Annotated in this window: 11 protein-coding genes; 7 read left to right on the plus strand and 4 right to left on the minus strand. The window is 72.0% G+C overall.

Features of this window, described 5'->3' with window-relative positions:
* The first annotated feature begins 6 nt into the window (after window positions 1-6).
* A complete protein-coding gene (locus ASE56_RS04500; RefSeq protein WP_056225476.1) occupies window positions 7-864 on the plus strand; it encodes a PhzF family phenazine biosynthesis protein in 858 nt (285 codons plus the stop codon).
* Window positions 865-870: 6 nt separating this feature from the next.
* Here the strand turns inward: ASE56_RS04500 and ASE56_RS04505 are convergent, their stop codons facing one another.
* The 4 genes from ASE56_RS04505 to ASE56_RS04520 all read right to left on the minus strand — a co-directional run bounded on the left by ASE56_RS04505 (window position 871) and on the right by ASE56_RS04520 (window position 6,059).
* Window positions 871-1,587, minus strand: coding sequence for a GNAT family N-acetyltransferase (locus ASE56_RS04505; protein ID WP_156371608.1), 717 nt, complete (start codon window positions 1,585-1,587; stop codon window positions 871-873).
* 67 nt (window positions 1,588-1,654) lie between these two features.
* Window positions 1,655-3,532, minus strand: a complete 1,878-nt coding sequence (locus ASE56_RS04510) for an FAD/NAD(P)-binding domain-containing protein (protein WP_056225482.1) — start codon at window positions 3,530-3,532, stop codon at window positions 1,655-1,657.
* Entirely contained in the window at window positions 3,529-4,881 is a 1,353-nt protein-coding gene (locus ASE56_RS04515; RefSeq protein WP_056225484.1) for an NtaA/DmoA family FMN-dependent monooxygenase, read from the minus strand. The genes ASE56_RS04510 and ASE56_RS04515 overlap by 4 nt, the downstream gene beginning before the upstream one ends.
* Window positions 4,878-6,059 (minus strand): LLM class flavin-dependent oxidoreductase, encoded by a 1,182-nt coding sequence (locus ASE56_RS04520; protein WP_056225487.1) that lies wholly within the window; start codon window positions 6,057-6,059, stop codon window positions 4,878-4,880. Before ASE56_RS04520 ends, ASE56_RS04515 begins: the two co-directional genes overlap by 4 nt.
* A gap of 273 nt (window positions 6,060-6,332) precedes the next feature.
* Between ASE56_RS04520 and ASE56_RS04525 the strand changes: the two genes are divergently transcribed.
* Genes ASE56_RS04525 through ASE56_RS04550 form a run of 6 tightly spaced genes read left to right on the plus strand, consistent with a single transcriptional unit; the run spans window position 6,333 to window position 14,175 of the window.
* Window positions 6,333-7,748: an FAD-binding oxidoreductase gene (locus ASE56_RS04525; protein WP_056225489.1), complete on the plus strand. Its 1,416-nt coding sequence runs from the start codon at window positions 6,333-6,335 to the stop codon at window positions 7,746-7,748.
* A gap of 27 nt (window positions 7,749-7,775) precedes the next feature.
* Window positions 7,776-9,428 carry an ABC transporter substrate-binding protein gene (locus tag ASE56_RS04530; RefSeq protein WP_056225492.1) on the plus strand — a complete coding sequence of 551 codons (1,653 nt, stop codon included), beginning with the start codon at window positions 7,776-7,778 and terminating at the stop codon, window positions 9,426-9,428.
* Window positions 9,429-9,471: 43 nt separating this feature from the next.
* Window positions 9,472-10,488, plus strand: coding sequence for an ABC transporter permease (locus tag ASE56_RS04535; protein ID WP_056225495.1), 1,017 nt, complete (start codon window positions 9,472-9,474; stop codon window positions 10,486-10,488).
* Window positions 10,485-11,333: an ABC transporter permease gene (locus ASE56_RS04540; RefSeq protein ID WP_056225498.1), complete on the plus strand. Its 849-nt coding sequence runs from the start codon at window positions 10,485-10,487 to the stop codon at window positions 11,331-11,333. Before ASE56_RS04535 ends, ASE56_RS04540 begins: the two co-directional genes overlap by 4 nt.
* Window positions 11,330-12,982 carry an ABC transporter ATP-binding protein gene (locus tag ASE56_RS04545; protein ID WP_056225501.1) on the plus strand — a complete coding sequence of 551 codons (1,653 nt, stop codon included), beginning with the start codon at window positions 11,330-11,332 and terminating at the stop codon, window positions 12,980-12,982. Before ASE56_RS04540 ends, ASE56_RS04545 begins: the two co-directional genes overlap by 4 nt.
* A complete protein-coding gene (locus ASE56_RS04550; protein WP_056225503.1) occupies window positions 12,979-14,175 on the plus strand; it encodes a PLP-dependent aminotransferase family protein in 1,197 nt (398 codons plus the stop codon). The genes ASE56_RS04545 and ASE56_RS04550 overlap by 4 nt, the downstream gene beginning before the upstream one ends.
* The last annotated feature ends 16 nt before the right edge of the window (window positions 14,176-14,191 follow it).

Below are 14,191 nucleotides of genomic sequence, written 5' to 3' on the forward strand. Positions count from 1 at the left end.
CGACGCATGACCTCGCGCCCCGACATCCTGCACCTGCTCGCCTTCGCCGCGGAGCCCGGCGGCGGGAACCCGGCGGGAGTCGTCCTCGATGCCACGGGCCTCGACGAGCCGAGCATGCAGCAGATCGCGACCGACCTCGCCTACCCCGAGACGGCCTTCGTCACCGCGCGCGACGATCGGCGCGCGCGGGTGCGGTACTTCTCGCCCGGCGCCGAGGTGCCGTTCTGCGGGCACGCGACGATCGCCACCGCCGTGGCCCTGGCCGAGGCGGAGGGCCCCGGTCCCTTCGTCTTCGACACCGCGGCCGGCGAGATCGCCCTCGAGACCACCGTCGACGCCGACGGTCGCGTGACGGCCGGCTTCACGAGCGTCGACCCCGTGCAGAGCGAGCTCGATCCCGAGGTGGGGCGGCGGCTGCTCGGCATCCTGAATCTCTCCGAGGGCGATCTCGACGTGCGGCTGCCGCTGGCGCAGTCTTTCGCGGGCAACACGCACCCGGTCGTCGCGGTGGCCTCGCGCGAGCGCTTCGACTCGTTCGACTTCGACCCTGCGACCCTGCGGGCACTGATGGACGAACGCGGATGGGCGGGCACCGTGATGGTCGTGCATGCGAAGAGCCAGGATGCCGAGGTGTTCGAGGCCCGCAACCTGTTCCCCGTGGGCGACATCACCGAGGACCCGGCGACGGGGTCGGCGGCTGCCTCGCTCGGGGCGTACCTCCGCGACCGCGTGGGACGCACGGCGCCTTTCTCGTTCACCGTCCGTCAGGGGCGGCACGTGGGGCGGCCGAGCGAACTGCGCGTCGACGTCCCGGCGGGCGGCGGCGTGCGCGTCAGCGGGACGGCGACGCCGCTCGAGCACTGACGTCGATCACGCCGGCGTGCGCACCGCCGCGAAGCGGTTGCGCCGGCGCAGGGCGAAGCCCAGACGCTCGTACGCGGCGATCGCACCGACGTTGCTCGCGGCGGCGTGCATCATCGCGCGGTCTCCGCGTTGCTGGATGTGGAACGCGACGTCGAGGACGAGCCGCGAGGCGAGTCCCTGGCGGCGGTGGTCGGCGTCGACCGCGACCGCGCTGATCTCGGTCCAGCCGGTGGGGTGCAGGCGCTCGCCCGCCATCGCGACGAGACGACCCTCGCGGCGGATGCCGATGTAGCGGCCGAGCTCGTAGGTGCGGGGCCGGAAGGGGCCGGGCTGGTTCCGCGCGACGATGTCGATCATCTCGGCGGCGTCGTCGGCTCCCAGCTCGATGGCCTCGTCGTCCGGACGGGTGCGGAGGGCGTCCGTCTCGACGAGCTGTACGCCCTCGCCGCCACCGACCCACTCCCAGGAGGTCGGGATCTCGCCCTCGAAGCCCGAGAGGCCCACGTCAGCGCCGGGCCCGACGAGGTCGCGCAAGGCCTCCCACACGTCCGGATCGTCCCAGGTGCGTACCGCCACGAAGGGGGCCACGTCCTCGGGATAGCGCTTGACGAGGTCGCCGCCGATCGCGAAGTGCGCGTGCGGGCCGGCGAGAGCATGCCACGCGGCGTTGTCGAGCACGGTGGCGTCGGCGTGCGGAACGGGCAGGGCGGAGGTGGTGGTCATGGGCATCCGTTCTGGGGGGAGGTGCACGTAAGACAACAGCGTCAGGCGCTGCGCATTCCACGGGGCCTCAGCGCACCCCGGCGGGGGCCCGCGCGGCGAGGGCGGCGGCGACGGCCCCGGCAATCCGGTCGGTCTGTCGCAGCGACAGCGAGTCGGAACGCGGGCGGGTGAAAGCCCCGGCCTCCATCGACGAGGTGAAGGGCCCGATCGCGAACATCGCCGCGCGCGCGTGCCCGTCCCGTGCGACGACGCGGCCGTCGGCGTCGACGTCGATGCGCCCCAGCGAGCCGGTGAACGTCTCGTCCGACACGTGCACCTCGCGGCCGTGGCGGCTCGCGAGTTCGCGGAGCGCGGGGTTCTCGCTCGCCGAGGCGGTGGCCGCGGGCAGCCACGCGTCGATCAGTCCGCGCGCGCTCACCTCACCCGCGGTCCGCGGTGACGACGCGACGAAGCCCCGGTCGGCGTCGACGCGCACGGTGATGTCGGGCCCGAGGAAGCGCACGATCCCGGCCTCGGCGAGAGCGAGGAACTCTTCCAGCCGGTGCGCGGGCGGCCCCGAGGCGACGTAGCTGAAGAAGGCGTGCCAGGTCACCGGGAGGTCGATGGCGCGGGACCGTGCGCTCCACCGTTCGGTGGGGATGTCCGAGAGCCCCAGGAACGACGAGAGGATCGTGAGGAACAGCGCCTGCGCCGCACTGCGGTCCTGGGTCGTGCGCAAGTGCAGATCGTCGACGATGTGCCGGAGCACCCTCTCGTGCACCTCGGCGGGACCCGCGAAGCTCTCGTCGCCGAGCGGCACGTCGAGCGCCCGCACGTCGAAGCGGTCGAGGGGATCGGGCACTACCGCGGCCGCGGCGCGGCGGAGGGCCGCGGTGTCGGCATCCACTTCTCGAAGGGTTTCGCGGAACGCCTCCCAGGTCGTGGTGACGCGCTCGGGGTGACCGGTGAACAGCTCCCGGTAGTGGCCCCACACGAGCTCGCGGGCGATGAGCGGCCACACGTCGTCGAGGAAGTCGATGGTGCCCGGGCGGGCGAGCAGGTCCGCGACCGCGGCGGGGGTCAGCACCTCGCGCACGGGCGGGTCGCCCTGCAGCTGCGATGACGCCTTCGAGAGATAGGGCACGCCGCGGCGGGATCCGAGGTGCAGTCGCGGCTCGAGTCGCGACGGTTCGTAGTGCAGCCGTCCGTCCCCGAGCCGGGTGAAGACCCCGCCCCGGCCGGCGGTGAGCAACACCACGGCGTCGACAGCGGCCAATCCCATTCCGCGGACGATCACGTCGTCGCCGGGGGCGAAGACGGAGAGGTCGGCGTCGGCGGTGAACGCCGGCGGGACGTAGGCCAGCCCCGCGCCCACGGCGGCGTCCCGCAGAGCGACCACCGCGTCCTCGGGCTCGCGCGCGTTGTGGCCCATCGCGTAGACGAGCACGTCGGCGGGCAGGCGGATGCCGTCGGCGAGGGCGACCTCGTACCCGTCGAGGGTGTCGTCGACCCACTGCACGGTCCCCTCGTGCCACCGCACCTCGACCCCGGGCGGGGCGATCGCCACCGTACGACGCCAGAACCAGTCGAGGTACGCGCTCTGCAGTCGTCGCGTGGGGAAGGAGTCGGAGCGGAGGCTGCGCAGCTCGGCATCCACCTCCGGATCGTCGATCGCGACGTCGGGGAGGGTGCCCGCGCGCACCCGCTCGGCCCACTCGATGAGCGACGGCCCCGAACGGATCGGCCCGGCGATCGTGCAGGACTCGTCGGTGAAGACCGTCACGTCGCGCGCCATCGAGTTCAACTTCAACAGGGGCGACTGCTCGCGCCGCCAGATGCGCCCCGCCCCCGGGGGGAACGGATCGACGAGGGTGATGCGCAGCGGAGCGGGCGCTCGCCGCGCGAGCAGGCGCTCGACGAGCATGACCGCGCGCGGTCCCGCCCCGACGATCACGAGCTCGGTCATCGCACCCCGGCGTTCGCGGGGACCGGGGGCAGGCCGAGCAGGTCGTGCAGCGTGGCGCCCTCGTCGTATGAACGGCGGAACGACCCGCGCTCCTGCAGCAGCGGCACGACCCTGTCGGCGAACTCGTCGAGGCCGTGCGGGGTCACGTGTCCGACCACGGTGAACCCGTCGGTGGCGCGTTCCTGCACGTAGCGGTCGATCTCGGATGCCACGTGCTCCGGTGTCCCGACGAAGGTGTGCGTCGCGGTCAGGCGGATGACGAGCTCGCGGATGCTGAGGCCCTCGGCCGCGGCCTGCTCGCGCAGCTTGCCCACGCGGGCACGGATCGCGGCGTGACGGCCGGCGAAGCCCTGCGCCGTCTCGACGCCCGTGTCGGGCTCGAGGTCGGGCAGCGGGCCGTCGGGGTCGTAGCCGCTCAAGTCGCGGTTCCAGATCTGCTCGAGGTAGGTGATCGCCGTCTGCGGCCGCACCTGGGCCAGGGCGATCTCCCGCGAGCGCTCGCGGGCCTCGTCGGCGGTGTCGCCGAGCACAAAGGTCGCGGCCGGCAGGATCTTGAGCGAGTCCTCGTCGCGACCGTTCGCGGCGAGCCGGCCCTTCACGTCGCGGTAGAACTGCTGCGCGTCGTCGAACGCGGTGTGCAGCGAGAAGATCACGTCGGCGTGCTGCGTGGCGAAGTCCCGGCCGTCGGGGGAGTCGCCCGCCTGCACGATGACCGGTCGCCCCTGCGGCGACCGCGGCACGTCGAACACCGCGTCGACGTCGAACAACCGCGACTCGTGCCGGACGCGCTCGATGGCGTCCGCGCGCAGGAACTCACCCGTCTCGGCATCCGCCTCGATCGCGTCGTCGCGCCACGACGACCACAGCGCCTTCGACAGGGCGGCGAACTCCGCGGCCCGCACGTACCGGTCGGCGTGATCGAGGTAGCCGCCGCGGCGGAAGTTCGCGCCGTGGAACGCGTCCGAACTGGTCACGGCGTTCCACCCCGCGCGGCCGTTAGACAAGAGGTCGAGCGTGCCGAGCTGCCGCGCCAGCTCGTACGGCTCGTTGAAGGTCGTGTTGAGCGTGCCGACCAGGCCGATGTGCTCGGTGACGGCGGCCAGGGCCGTGAGGATCGCGAGGGTGTTCGGGCGTCCTGCGACGTCGAGGTCGTGCAGCTGCCCGCGGTGCTCGCGCAGGCGCAACCCCTCGGCGAGGAAGAGGTAGTCGAAGAAGCCGCGCTCGGCCGTGCGCGCGAAGTGCTCGAACGACGAGAAGTCGATCTGGCTGCCCGCCCTCGGGTCGGTCCACACGGTGGTGTTGTTCACACCCGGGAAGTGGGCGGCGAGGTGGATCTGCCGACGGGTCATGCGCCGACCTCCTGACGGGCGTAGCGACTGGCGAGACGGGGGAGTCCGAGACGTTCGCGGAGCGTGGGCGCCCCATCGTCGGGGAGGAGGATGCCGGCGGCCGCCGCCGCGGGGACGACCCGGTCGGCGATCGCGTCGAGGTCGGCCGGAAGACGGGCGGGTCGTAGGCGGACCCCGTCGACGCCGGCCGCGGCGAGGGCCCTGACCTCGTCCACCACGTCGGCGCCGGTCCCCACCACCACCCGGGCGTCGGTCGTGAGCGGCGCGCGCTCCTGCAGGCGGGCCCACACGGCTTCGGCCTCGGTGCGCGAGTCCTCGACGAGCACGAGCAGGTCGGCGAACACGCGCAGGTCGTCGCCCCCGTCGAGGTCGCCGAGGATGCCACCGACCGCGCCCGCATCGGCAGGAGTGACGAACACGAGGTCGGCGTGCTCCGCCGCGAAACGGTAGGGGACCGTCTGGTGCGCGAGAGCGGTGATGAGGGGTTGTCCCTGCGGCGACCGCGGCACGATCGACGCGCCCGTGATCGAGAAGAACTCCCCCTCGAACTCGACGTTGTGCACCCGCTCGCGGTCGAGGAACTTCCCCGACTCGAGGTCGCGGACGATCGCGTCGTCCTCCCACGAGTCGGCCAGACGCCGGATGACGTCGGCGACCTCCCCCGCCTCGCGCAAGGCGGCGAGAAGCGCGGGGTCGTCTTCGACGCGACCGGATGCCGGCAACCCGGCCGGTCCGTCGGTGCGGCGCCCGAAGTTCCGGCGCTCCTGCGCGGTCGAGCCCGCGACGAGTCGGACACCCGCGCGGCCCCGGCTCACGTGATCGAGCGTCTGCAGGCCCGTCGCCAGGTGGAACGGCTCGGGGTGGGTCGTCGTCGCGGTGGGGACGAGACCGATCCGGCGTGTGGCCGGGGCGAGGAACGACGCCAGCAGCACCGCATCGAGACGCCCGCGCGCGCGATCGCGGCGGGTCTCGGCATCCGGCTCGAACGATCGTCCGCCCAGGCTCAGCGCGTCTTCGATCGTCGCGAGGACGAGTCCCGCTCCGTCGGCCGTGCGGGCCAGGGCGCGCCAGTAGGCGGCCGAGGTCAGCTCGGTGGGCCGGGCCGTGGGCTCGCGCCACGCGGCCGGGTGCCAGCCGGCCCCGTCCAGGGCGACGGCGAGGTGGATGCGGTCGGGCATCGGGGCTCCTTCGGTCAGGCGAGTGCTGCTCACTGTCGCCCGGACCGCGACACGGCTCAATGCGTGACGTAACGAAACGCCTCGAATCGTCATGAACCGACGACGGGGGCGGAACATACCGGCCGCGCCTCACCGATCGTTCGACTGTGACGCCGCGCGACACACGATGTCGGTCGGTGACGTCTCGCGACGGACGGTGTCGCTCGGGGTGAGCGTGCGTCCCCTTCCGCCTAGCTTCGGCTGCACTCCCGTCCCGTTCTGAAAGGTGCTGCCATGAGCGTTTCCACCGCGATCGCCCCGTTCACGGGCGTGGTCGCCCTGCTCGACGATCTGCGTGACGAGGCGCCCGGCATCGAGGTGCGCCCGCCCTCCGCGGCGACGGTGGAGTTCTCGTTCGACGCCGGCACCGCTCCGCGAACGGGCGCCCCCGTGACGGACGGCCCCGCGGTGGCGTTTCCCACCTCGGTGACCGAGGTCCGGCAACTCGTGCGTCTCGCCGCCCGACACGGCGTCAGCATCGTGCCGCGGGGGGCCGGCACGGGTCTCTCGGGCGGCGCGACCGCCCGTGCCGAGCAGCTCGTCGTCTCGACCGAACGGCTGAACCGCATCGTCGAGGTGTCGCCCGCCGACGAGGTCGCCGTCGTCGAACCCGGCGTTCTCAACGCCTCGCTCAACGAGCGACTGGCCCCCCTCGGCCTGTTCTACGCCCCCGACCCGGCGAGCTGGCGCATCTCGACCATCGGCGGCAACATCGCCACCAACGCCGGGGGCCTGCGGTGCGCCAAGTACGGCGTCACGCGCGAGTCGGTGCTCGCCCTCGACGTCGTGCTCGCCGACGGAAGCCTCGTCTCGGTCGGACACCGTTCGATCAAGGGCGTCACCGGCCTCGATCTCGTCTCGCTGTTCGTCGGGTCGGAGGGCGTGCTCGGCATCGTGGTGGGGGCGACCGTGCGCATCCGCCCGCTCCCGGTGGCGCGCCGGACGCTCACGGCGTTCTTCGATTCCACGGCCGCGGGTGCCGCGGCCATCGGGGCGATCACGGCCTCGCGCGTTCGTCCGAGCGTCATCGAGTTCCTCGATGAGATCACCCTCGACGGCATCGACGCCGCGCAGAACTCGGGCCTGCGCGCCCGGGGCGCCGCCCTCCTGCTGATCGAACTCGACGGCTTCGGCATCGACGAGCAGACCGCCGAGCTGACCGCTGCGCTCGTCGCGGCGGACGCACGGGTCGAGGTCGAGAGCGAGACGGATGCCGAGACCCTCTGGGAACTGCGACGCTCGGGCCGACGCTTCGACGCGGACACGTGGTTCGCCGGGGGCGACGTCGCCGTGCCCAAGTCGCGCATCGCGGAGGTGTTCGCGGATTTCCCCGCGATCGCCGACCGGTTCGGGGTCGGCGTGAGCGCCGTCGCGCACGCGGGCGACGGCAACCTCCACCCGGTCGTCTCGCTGCCCATCCCCGCGGGCGTCGATCCCGCCGCCGTACCGGCCGCCGTCCACGACGCCGCCGACGCGGTCGTGCGCGCGGCTCTCGCCGTCGGCGGCACCGTGAGCGGTGAGCACGGCATCGGCACCGTCAAGCGCTCTCTCGCCGCGGAGGAGCTCTCCGTGCGCGTGCGCGAGGCGCAGCTCGCCGTCAAGAACGCGCTCGATCCCGCCGGTCTGTTCAACCCCGGCAAAGCCCTGTAACCCCGTCCCCACAGCCCGAGGATTCCCATGACCTTCGCCCGCCGTCCCCGCCGACGCCTTCTCGGCCTCGCCTCCGCCCTCGCCGTCGGCGCCCTCCTGCTCAGCGGGTGCGGTGCCGCGTCGACCGCCGCTCCCGCCGACGCCGAGCCGAAGACCGGCGGCGATCTCGTCTTCCTCATCGACTCGCTCGGCGCCACCTGGATCCCGAACAACAGCTCGATCTCGAGCTACCAGGGCCAGATCTGGGGCAACGTCACCGACAAGCTCATCTACGTCGACGCCGAGGGGAACCTCAGTCCGTGGATCGCCGAGAGCTGGGACGAGGACGCCGACAAGACGCAGTTCACCCTCCACCTGAAGTCGGGCGTCACTTTTTCGGACGGCACGCCGCTGGACGCGGCCGCTGTCGTGGCGAACATCGACATCTGGGCCAAGGGCCGCCCCGACGAGGGCATCAACCGCATCGGCCTGTTCCCCTCCGCCAACTACCAGGGCGCGCAGGCGGTGGATGCCACGACGGTCACGGTCTCGTTCTCCGCACCGACCCTCAGCTTCATCCCCACGCTGGCGTACCACGGCTCGATCCTGCTCTCGCCCGAGACCCTGGCGCTCCCCGCCGACCAGCAGGCGGATCTCACCAAGGACGTCGGCAGCGGTCCGTTCGTCGTCGAGAAGGTCGCCGAGGGCGACAGCGTCGTGCTCACGCGACGGGACGACTACGACTGGGGCCCGCAGGCGGTGGGCCACGAGGGCGCCGCCTACCTCGACACCATCACCTACAAGCAGGTCGCCGAGCCGACGCTGCGCACCGCCTCGGTCGAGTCCGGACAGGCGCAGGTGGCCTACAACGCCAGCCCGCAAGACCTCGACGCCCTGAAGCAGGAGGGCCTCACCGTCGAGACGCCCCGCTACCTCGGATTCGTCAACGGCTACGCCCTGAACACCTCCGTCGCCCCGTTCGACGACATCAAGGTGCGGCAAGCGGTGCAGCACGGCATCGATCGCGACGAGATCCTCTCGACCGTCTACACCTCGGACTGGCACGCGGCGGAGTCGTTCTTCCAGAGCACCGTGCCCGAGGCGACCGACCACACCGCCGACTTCGCGTACGACCCCGACGAAGCGGCATCCCTCCTCGATGGGGCGGGTTGGGTGAAGGGCGCCGACGGCGTGCGGACCAAGGACGGGAAGAAGCTGTCGCTCACGCTTTACCCCAATCCTTACCTGCAGGCCTCGCAGTCGGTCGACGAGCTCGTCGACCAGCAGCTCACCGCCCTGGGTTTCGAGGTGAACCTCGAGACCTACGACGTCCCCACCTACGGCCAGAAGGTCATCGGCAACACGACGGTGCCCGCGACCGAGATCACCCGCAGCTTCGTCGACGTCGGAACAGTCGCCGGCATCCTCACCTCGCAGAAGAAGGGCGACGAGGACTGGTTCCGACTCGGCACCTCGGACGCGACGCTGAACGACCTCTCCACCCGCATCGCCACCGCGACCGATCGAGAGGCCCGCGCGAAGGTCGCCGACGAGCTGCAGGGATACGTCCTCGATCGGGCGTACTTCGTTCCGCTGACGCAGATCGTGCAGCGGGTGTACGTCCAGGCTCCCGAGGTGAGCGGTGTCACCTACAACGGCCTCGCGTACGCCTCCTACCTGAACGCGTGGCTCAACGGCTGACGCGGCCCGTCACCGGAAGAGAACGACACGAGAGGAGGAGGACATGCTGCGCACCTACGGCCGCTTCGCCGTGCGGCGAACCGGACAGGCGATCGTCGTCGTGCTGCTGGCGTACCTGTTCACGTTCGTCGTGATCAGCATCCTGCCCGGCGACCCCGTCACGAGCACGCTGCGCAATCCCGACAACGGTTTCACCGAAGACGACATCGCGCGCATCGTGGCGTACTACGGGCTCGACCAGCCGTGGTGGGTGCAGCTGGGGTCTTCGCTCGGGCGGTTCGTCGTCGGAGACCTGGGCGTCTCGCTCCGCTCGAACCTGCCCGTCAGCGGGCTGGTGCTCGACGCACTCGGGTCGACACTGAGCCTGGCCGCGGCGGCCCTCCTGGTCGCCGTGGTGCTAGCCGTGGCCATCGCGTACGGCACGCAGTTCCTGCCCCCGCGCTGGGGCCAGGGGGTGCTCCGCTCGCTGCCGTCGCTGTTCCTGTCGGTGCCGAACTTCGTGATCGGACTGCTGCTGATCCACGTCTTCGCGTTCGGACTCGGGCTGTTCAGCATGATCGACACCGAGACGCCGTGGGGCACCTTCTTCGCGGCGGTGGCTCTCGGCATCCCGGTCTCGGCGCAGCTGGCGGAGGTGCTCATCGCCTCGCTCGATCACGAGTCACGGCAGGAGTACGTCGCGGTCGCACGGTCGCGGGGACTGCGGTCGGGGGCGCTGTTCCTGCGCCACCTGGTCAAGCCCTCGGCGCTGCCGACGGTCACCGTGCTGGCGCTCATCGTGGGCGAGCTGCTCGGGGGAGCTCTCATCACCGAGGCGATTTTCGGGCGCGTGGGCATCGGCACCCTGGTCGAATCCGCCGTGGCGAGCCAGGACCTGCCGGTGCTGCAGGCCGTGGTCTCGCTCGCCGCGATCGTCTTCGTGGTGGTGAACCTGCTCGCCGACCTCGCCTACCCCCTTCTCGACCCACGGGTCGCCGTCGGCCGCAGCGGCCGGCCCGTCTCGGTCGCGCCCGGCGACGAGCCCGCGTCGCCCCTTCACGAAGAAGTGAGCACCGTATGACCGCTGCACCCCTGCTCGCGCCGCGCTCCGGGACCGCCCGAGCGCGCGGCATCCGCTTCTCCGTCCCCGTCGGCGTCCTCGTGTCCTTCGTCGTCGTGGCCGTCGTACTGGCGTTCTCGCTCGCCCCCGCGCTGTTCACCGCGCAGAACCCGGCACAGGGGGTGCCCGCAGACAAGCTTCAGGCGCCGAGCGCCGCGCACCTACTCGGCACCGATCACCTCGGCCGCGACCTGTTCACCCGCATCGTCTACGGCGCGCAGTCCTCGGTCACCAGCGCCCTCGTGGCCGTCGCGATCGGCGTCGTCGTGGGTGGGCTCATCGGGCTGCTCGCGGGCTTCCTGGGGTCGTGGACCGACGTCGTGCTCGCGCGGTTCGTGGACGTGCTGCTCGCCATCCCGGCGTTCCTGCTCGCGGTCGTGATCGTCAGCTCGCTCGGGTTCCAGACCATCAACGCCGCGATCGCCACGGGCGTCTCTGCGGTGGCGGTGTTCGCCCGGGTGATGCGCTCCGAGGTGCTGCGCGTGCGCTCGTCGGTGTTCGTCGAGGCCGCGCGGCTCCAGGGCGGGTCGAACCTGCACGTGCTCTTCCGGCACGTGCTGCCGAACGCCTCGCGATCGCTGGTCCCCCTGGCCGTGCTGCAGTTCGGGCTGTCGATCCTCGTGATCGCGGGGCTGGCGTTCCTGGGCTACGGCGATCCGCCCCCGGCATCCGACTGGGGTCTGCTCATCTCCGCGGGCAAGGACTACCCGCGCGCGCCCTGGCTCGTCGTCTGGCCGGCGCTGGTCACGGTGGCGACCGTGCTCTCGATCAACCGCATCAGCCGCTGGCTTCGGAGGACGTCATGACCCTCGCCCTGTCCCGTGCGGACGACGTTCCGCTGACGACGACCGCGCTGCTGAACGTCAGCGGCCTGTCGGTCTCGTACGGTCGCACCCCCGTGGTGCACGACGTGTCGTTCGCGATACCCCGGGGCGGCAGTCTCGCGCTCATCGGAGAGTCGGGCTCGGGCAAGTCCACGATCGCCCGTTCCGTGCTGCGGCTGCTCCCGCGCGGTACGGGGCGTGCCAGCGGGCGCGTCGAGCTCGACGGCACCGAGGTGCTGGGGCTCGCCGAGGCGCGATTCCGACCGTTCCGGGGCCGGCGTATCGGCTTCGTCCCGCAGGACCCCGCGCACGCCCTCAACCCCGTTCGCACCGTGGGCTCGCAAGCGCACGAGGCGGCGGCTCTCTCGGGCCTCGCCGATGCAGGCGAGCAACGCCGCGCGGTGATCGACGTGTTCGCCCGCGTCGGGCTTCCCGACCCGCGTCGCGTGTACGAGTCATACCCGCACCAGCTGTCGGGCGGCATGCTGCAACGCGTGCTCATCGGATTGGCGGTGCTGCCGCGGCCCGAGCTGCTGGTCGCGGACGAACCCACGAGTGCCCTCGACGTCACGATCCAGAAGCGCATCCTCGATCTGCTCGACGAGCTGCGCCGCGATCTGGGCATCGGGTTGCTGCTGATCACGCACGATCTCGCGATCGCCGCCGAGCGCACCGACGAGATCGTCGTGCTCAAGGACGGGCGCGTGCAAGAGGCCGGCCCCACTCACGAGGTCTTCGCGGCGCCGACCTCGCGGTACACGGTGCAGTTGCAGGCCGACGCGCCGGCCCTGAACCCCGACCGCTATCGCCGCGACGACGGTGATCGCGGCGTCGACGCGTGGATCCCCGACACCGCCTCCGCCCGCATCGACGTGCGTGCGGTCTCGAAGAGTTTCGACCGTGCCGCTCGCCCCGCGGTGTCGGAGGTGTCGTTCCGCATTCCCGCGGGAACGACGCACGCGCTGGTGGGGGAATCGGGCTCGGGGAAGACGACGACCGTGCGCCTGCTCCTCGGGCTCGAAGACCTCGACGCCGGCGAGGTGCTCATCGACGGAGCGGCGGTGACGGGCCGCACGGCGGCGGAGCTCCGCGGCATCCGTCGGCACCTGCAGCTCGTCTATCAGAACCCCTTCACCTCGCTCGATCCCACGTGGAGCGTCGGACGCATCGTGCGCGAGCCGCTCGAGCGCTACCGCGTCGGCACGCGCGCCGCACGGGCGGCGAAGGTGGCGGAGGCCCTGGATGCCGTGGGCCTGCCGCCCCACCTCGCCCGCCGCCGCCCGGACGCTCTGTCGGGCGGCCAGCGCCAACGCGTGGCGATCGCGCGCGCCCTGGTGCTCGAGCCCGACGTCATCGTGCTCGACGAGCCGACCTCGGCTCTGGACGTGACCGTGCAGGCCGGGGTGTTCGACGTGCTCCGCCGCCTGCAGCGGGAGCGCGGCCTCACCTACCTCTTCGTCTCGCACGACCTGGCGCTGGTCCGGCAGATCGCCGACACCGTCTCGGTGCTCAAGGACGGCCGTGTCGTCGAGGCCGGCCGCGTCGCCGACGTACTCTCGCAGCCGCGTGAGGACTACACGCGCGCGCTGGTCGACGCCATCCCGTCCCCCCACCCCCGGAGCCCCCGATGACCCTCCTCTCTTCGCCCCGTGCCCGCCCCGCGCTGATCGAGGCGTTCACCGCCCCGAGCGGATTCGGCGACCAGACCCTGCGCGATCGCCGACCCGACGCGATCGAGCTGCTCGGCGGCATCCCCGATCCTTCCGTCCTGCCCACCGCGGAACTCGCCGAGGCGACCGCCCGCGTGCTCGCGCAGCCGGGGGCACCCGCGCTGCAGTACTCGCGGACCGAGGGCATTCCGGCGCTGCGCGAGTGGATCGCCGCGCGCGAAGGGGTCGCCGTCGAGCGGGTGCTCATCACCAACGGCGGCTTCCACGGTCTGGCGATCGCCGTGCAGGCGGTGCTCGAGCGGGGGGACCTCGTCGCGGTCGACAATCCCGTGTTCCCGCTGTTCCTGCGCGGTCTGCAGTTGGCCGATGCGCGGGTGCTGCCCATCCCGGTCGGTGCCGAGGGTCTCGACGTCGATGCGCTGGCCGCGCAACTCCGTGCCGGAGCGCGCCCGGCCGCGGTGTACACGGTGCCCGAGTTCCACAACCCTTCGCAGTCGTCGCTGCCCACCGCGCGTCGGCGCCAGCTGGTCGACCTCGCCGAGCGGTACGGGTTCGTCGTGTTCGCCGATGACCCGTACCGCGAGCTCCGTTTCGCCGGCGAGCCCGAATCACTCACGCCGTTCCACGAGTCCGATCACGTCATCCACGTCAACACCTTCACCAAGACCCTCGGCCCCGGCCTGCGGTTGGGCTGGGTCGTGCTTCCCGAGCGATTGATCCCGGATGCCGTGGCCCTCCGCAGCCGCCAGGATTCGCACTCGTCGACGTTCGTGCAGGCCGTCGTCGCCGAGTCGCTGACCAGCGACGCGAGGCTCTTCGACCGTGTGCTCGGGCGCGCACGGTCGCTGTACGAGACCCGCGCCGGCGCATTGGCCGAGGCGCTCGAGGCCGAAGCTCCCGGGGAGTTCGAGGTCACCGTGCCCGAGGGCGGGCTGTTCCTCTGGCCACGCCTGCGCGACGACCGCATCGACCCCGACCGCCTGGCCGCCGACGCGAGCGCTGAGGGCGTGGAGTACCAAAGGGGCTCGTTCTTCCCCTCCGGCCCCGGCACCGATGCCGACCGCCACCTGCGCCTGGCGTACGGCGACACATCCGAGGAGCGGCTGCGCGAGGCCGCAGCGCGGCTGGGGCGGGCGGTGGCGCGGCAGCGCTGACGCGCGGCTCGACCCG

The organism is Microbacterium sp. Leaf203 (genome assembly GCF_001421275.1).
GTDB lineage: Bacteria > Actinomycetota > Actinomycetes > Actinomycetales > Microbacteriaceae > Microbacterium > Microbacterium testaceum_A.

Excerpts from the sequence above, each read along its gene's own strand:
- ASE56_RS04545 (WP_056225501.1), top strand. The coding sequence starts at position 11,330 with ATGACCCTCGCCCTGTCCCGTGCGGACGACGTTCCGCTGACGACGACC.
- ASE56_RS04550 (WP_056225503.1), top strand. The coding sequence starts at position 12,979 with ATGACCCTCCTCTCTTCGCCCCGTGCCCGCCCCGCGCTGATCGAGGCG.
- ASE56_RS04520 (WP_056225487.1), bottom strand. The coding sequence starts at position 6,059 with ATGCCCGACCGCATCCACCTCGCCGTCGCCCTGGACGGGGCCGGCTGG.
- ASE56_RS04500 (WP_056225476.1), top strand. The coding sequence starts at position 7 with ATGACCTCGCGCCCCGACATCCTGCACCTGCTCGCCTTCGCCGCGGAG.
- ASE56_RS04540 (WP_056225498.1), top strand. The coding sequence starts at position 10,485 with ATGACCGCTGCACCCCTGCTCGCGCCGCGCTCCGGGACCGCCCGAGCG.
- ASE56_RS04515 (WP_056225484.1), bottom strand. The coding sequence starts at position 4,881 with ATGACCCGTCGGCAGATCCACCTCGCCGCCCACTTCCCGGGTGTGAAC.
- ASE56_RS04525 (WP_056225489.1), top strand. The coding sequence starts at position 6,333 with ATGAGCGTTTCCACCGCGATCGCCCCGTTCACGGGCGTGGTCGCCCTG.
- ASE56_RS04530 (WP_056225492.1), top strand. The coding sequence starts at position 7,776 with ATGACCTTCGCCCGCCGTCCCCGCCGACGCCTTCTCGGCCTCGCCTCC.
- ASE56_RS04535 (WP_056225495.1), top strand. The coding sequence starts at position 9,472 with ATGCTGCGCACCTACGGCCGCTTCGCCGTGCGGCGAACCGGACAGGCG.
- ASE56_RS04505 (WP_156371608.1), bottom strand. The coding sequence starts at position 1,587 with ATGACCACCACCTCCGCCCTGCCCGTTCCGCACGCCGACGCCACCGTG.
- ASE56_RS04510 (WP_056225482.1), bottom strand. The coding sequence starts at position 3,532 with ATGACCGAGCTCGTGATCGTCGGGGCGGGACCGCGCGCGGTCATGCTC.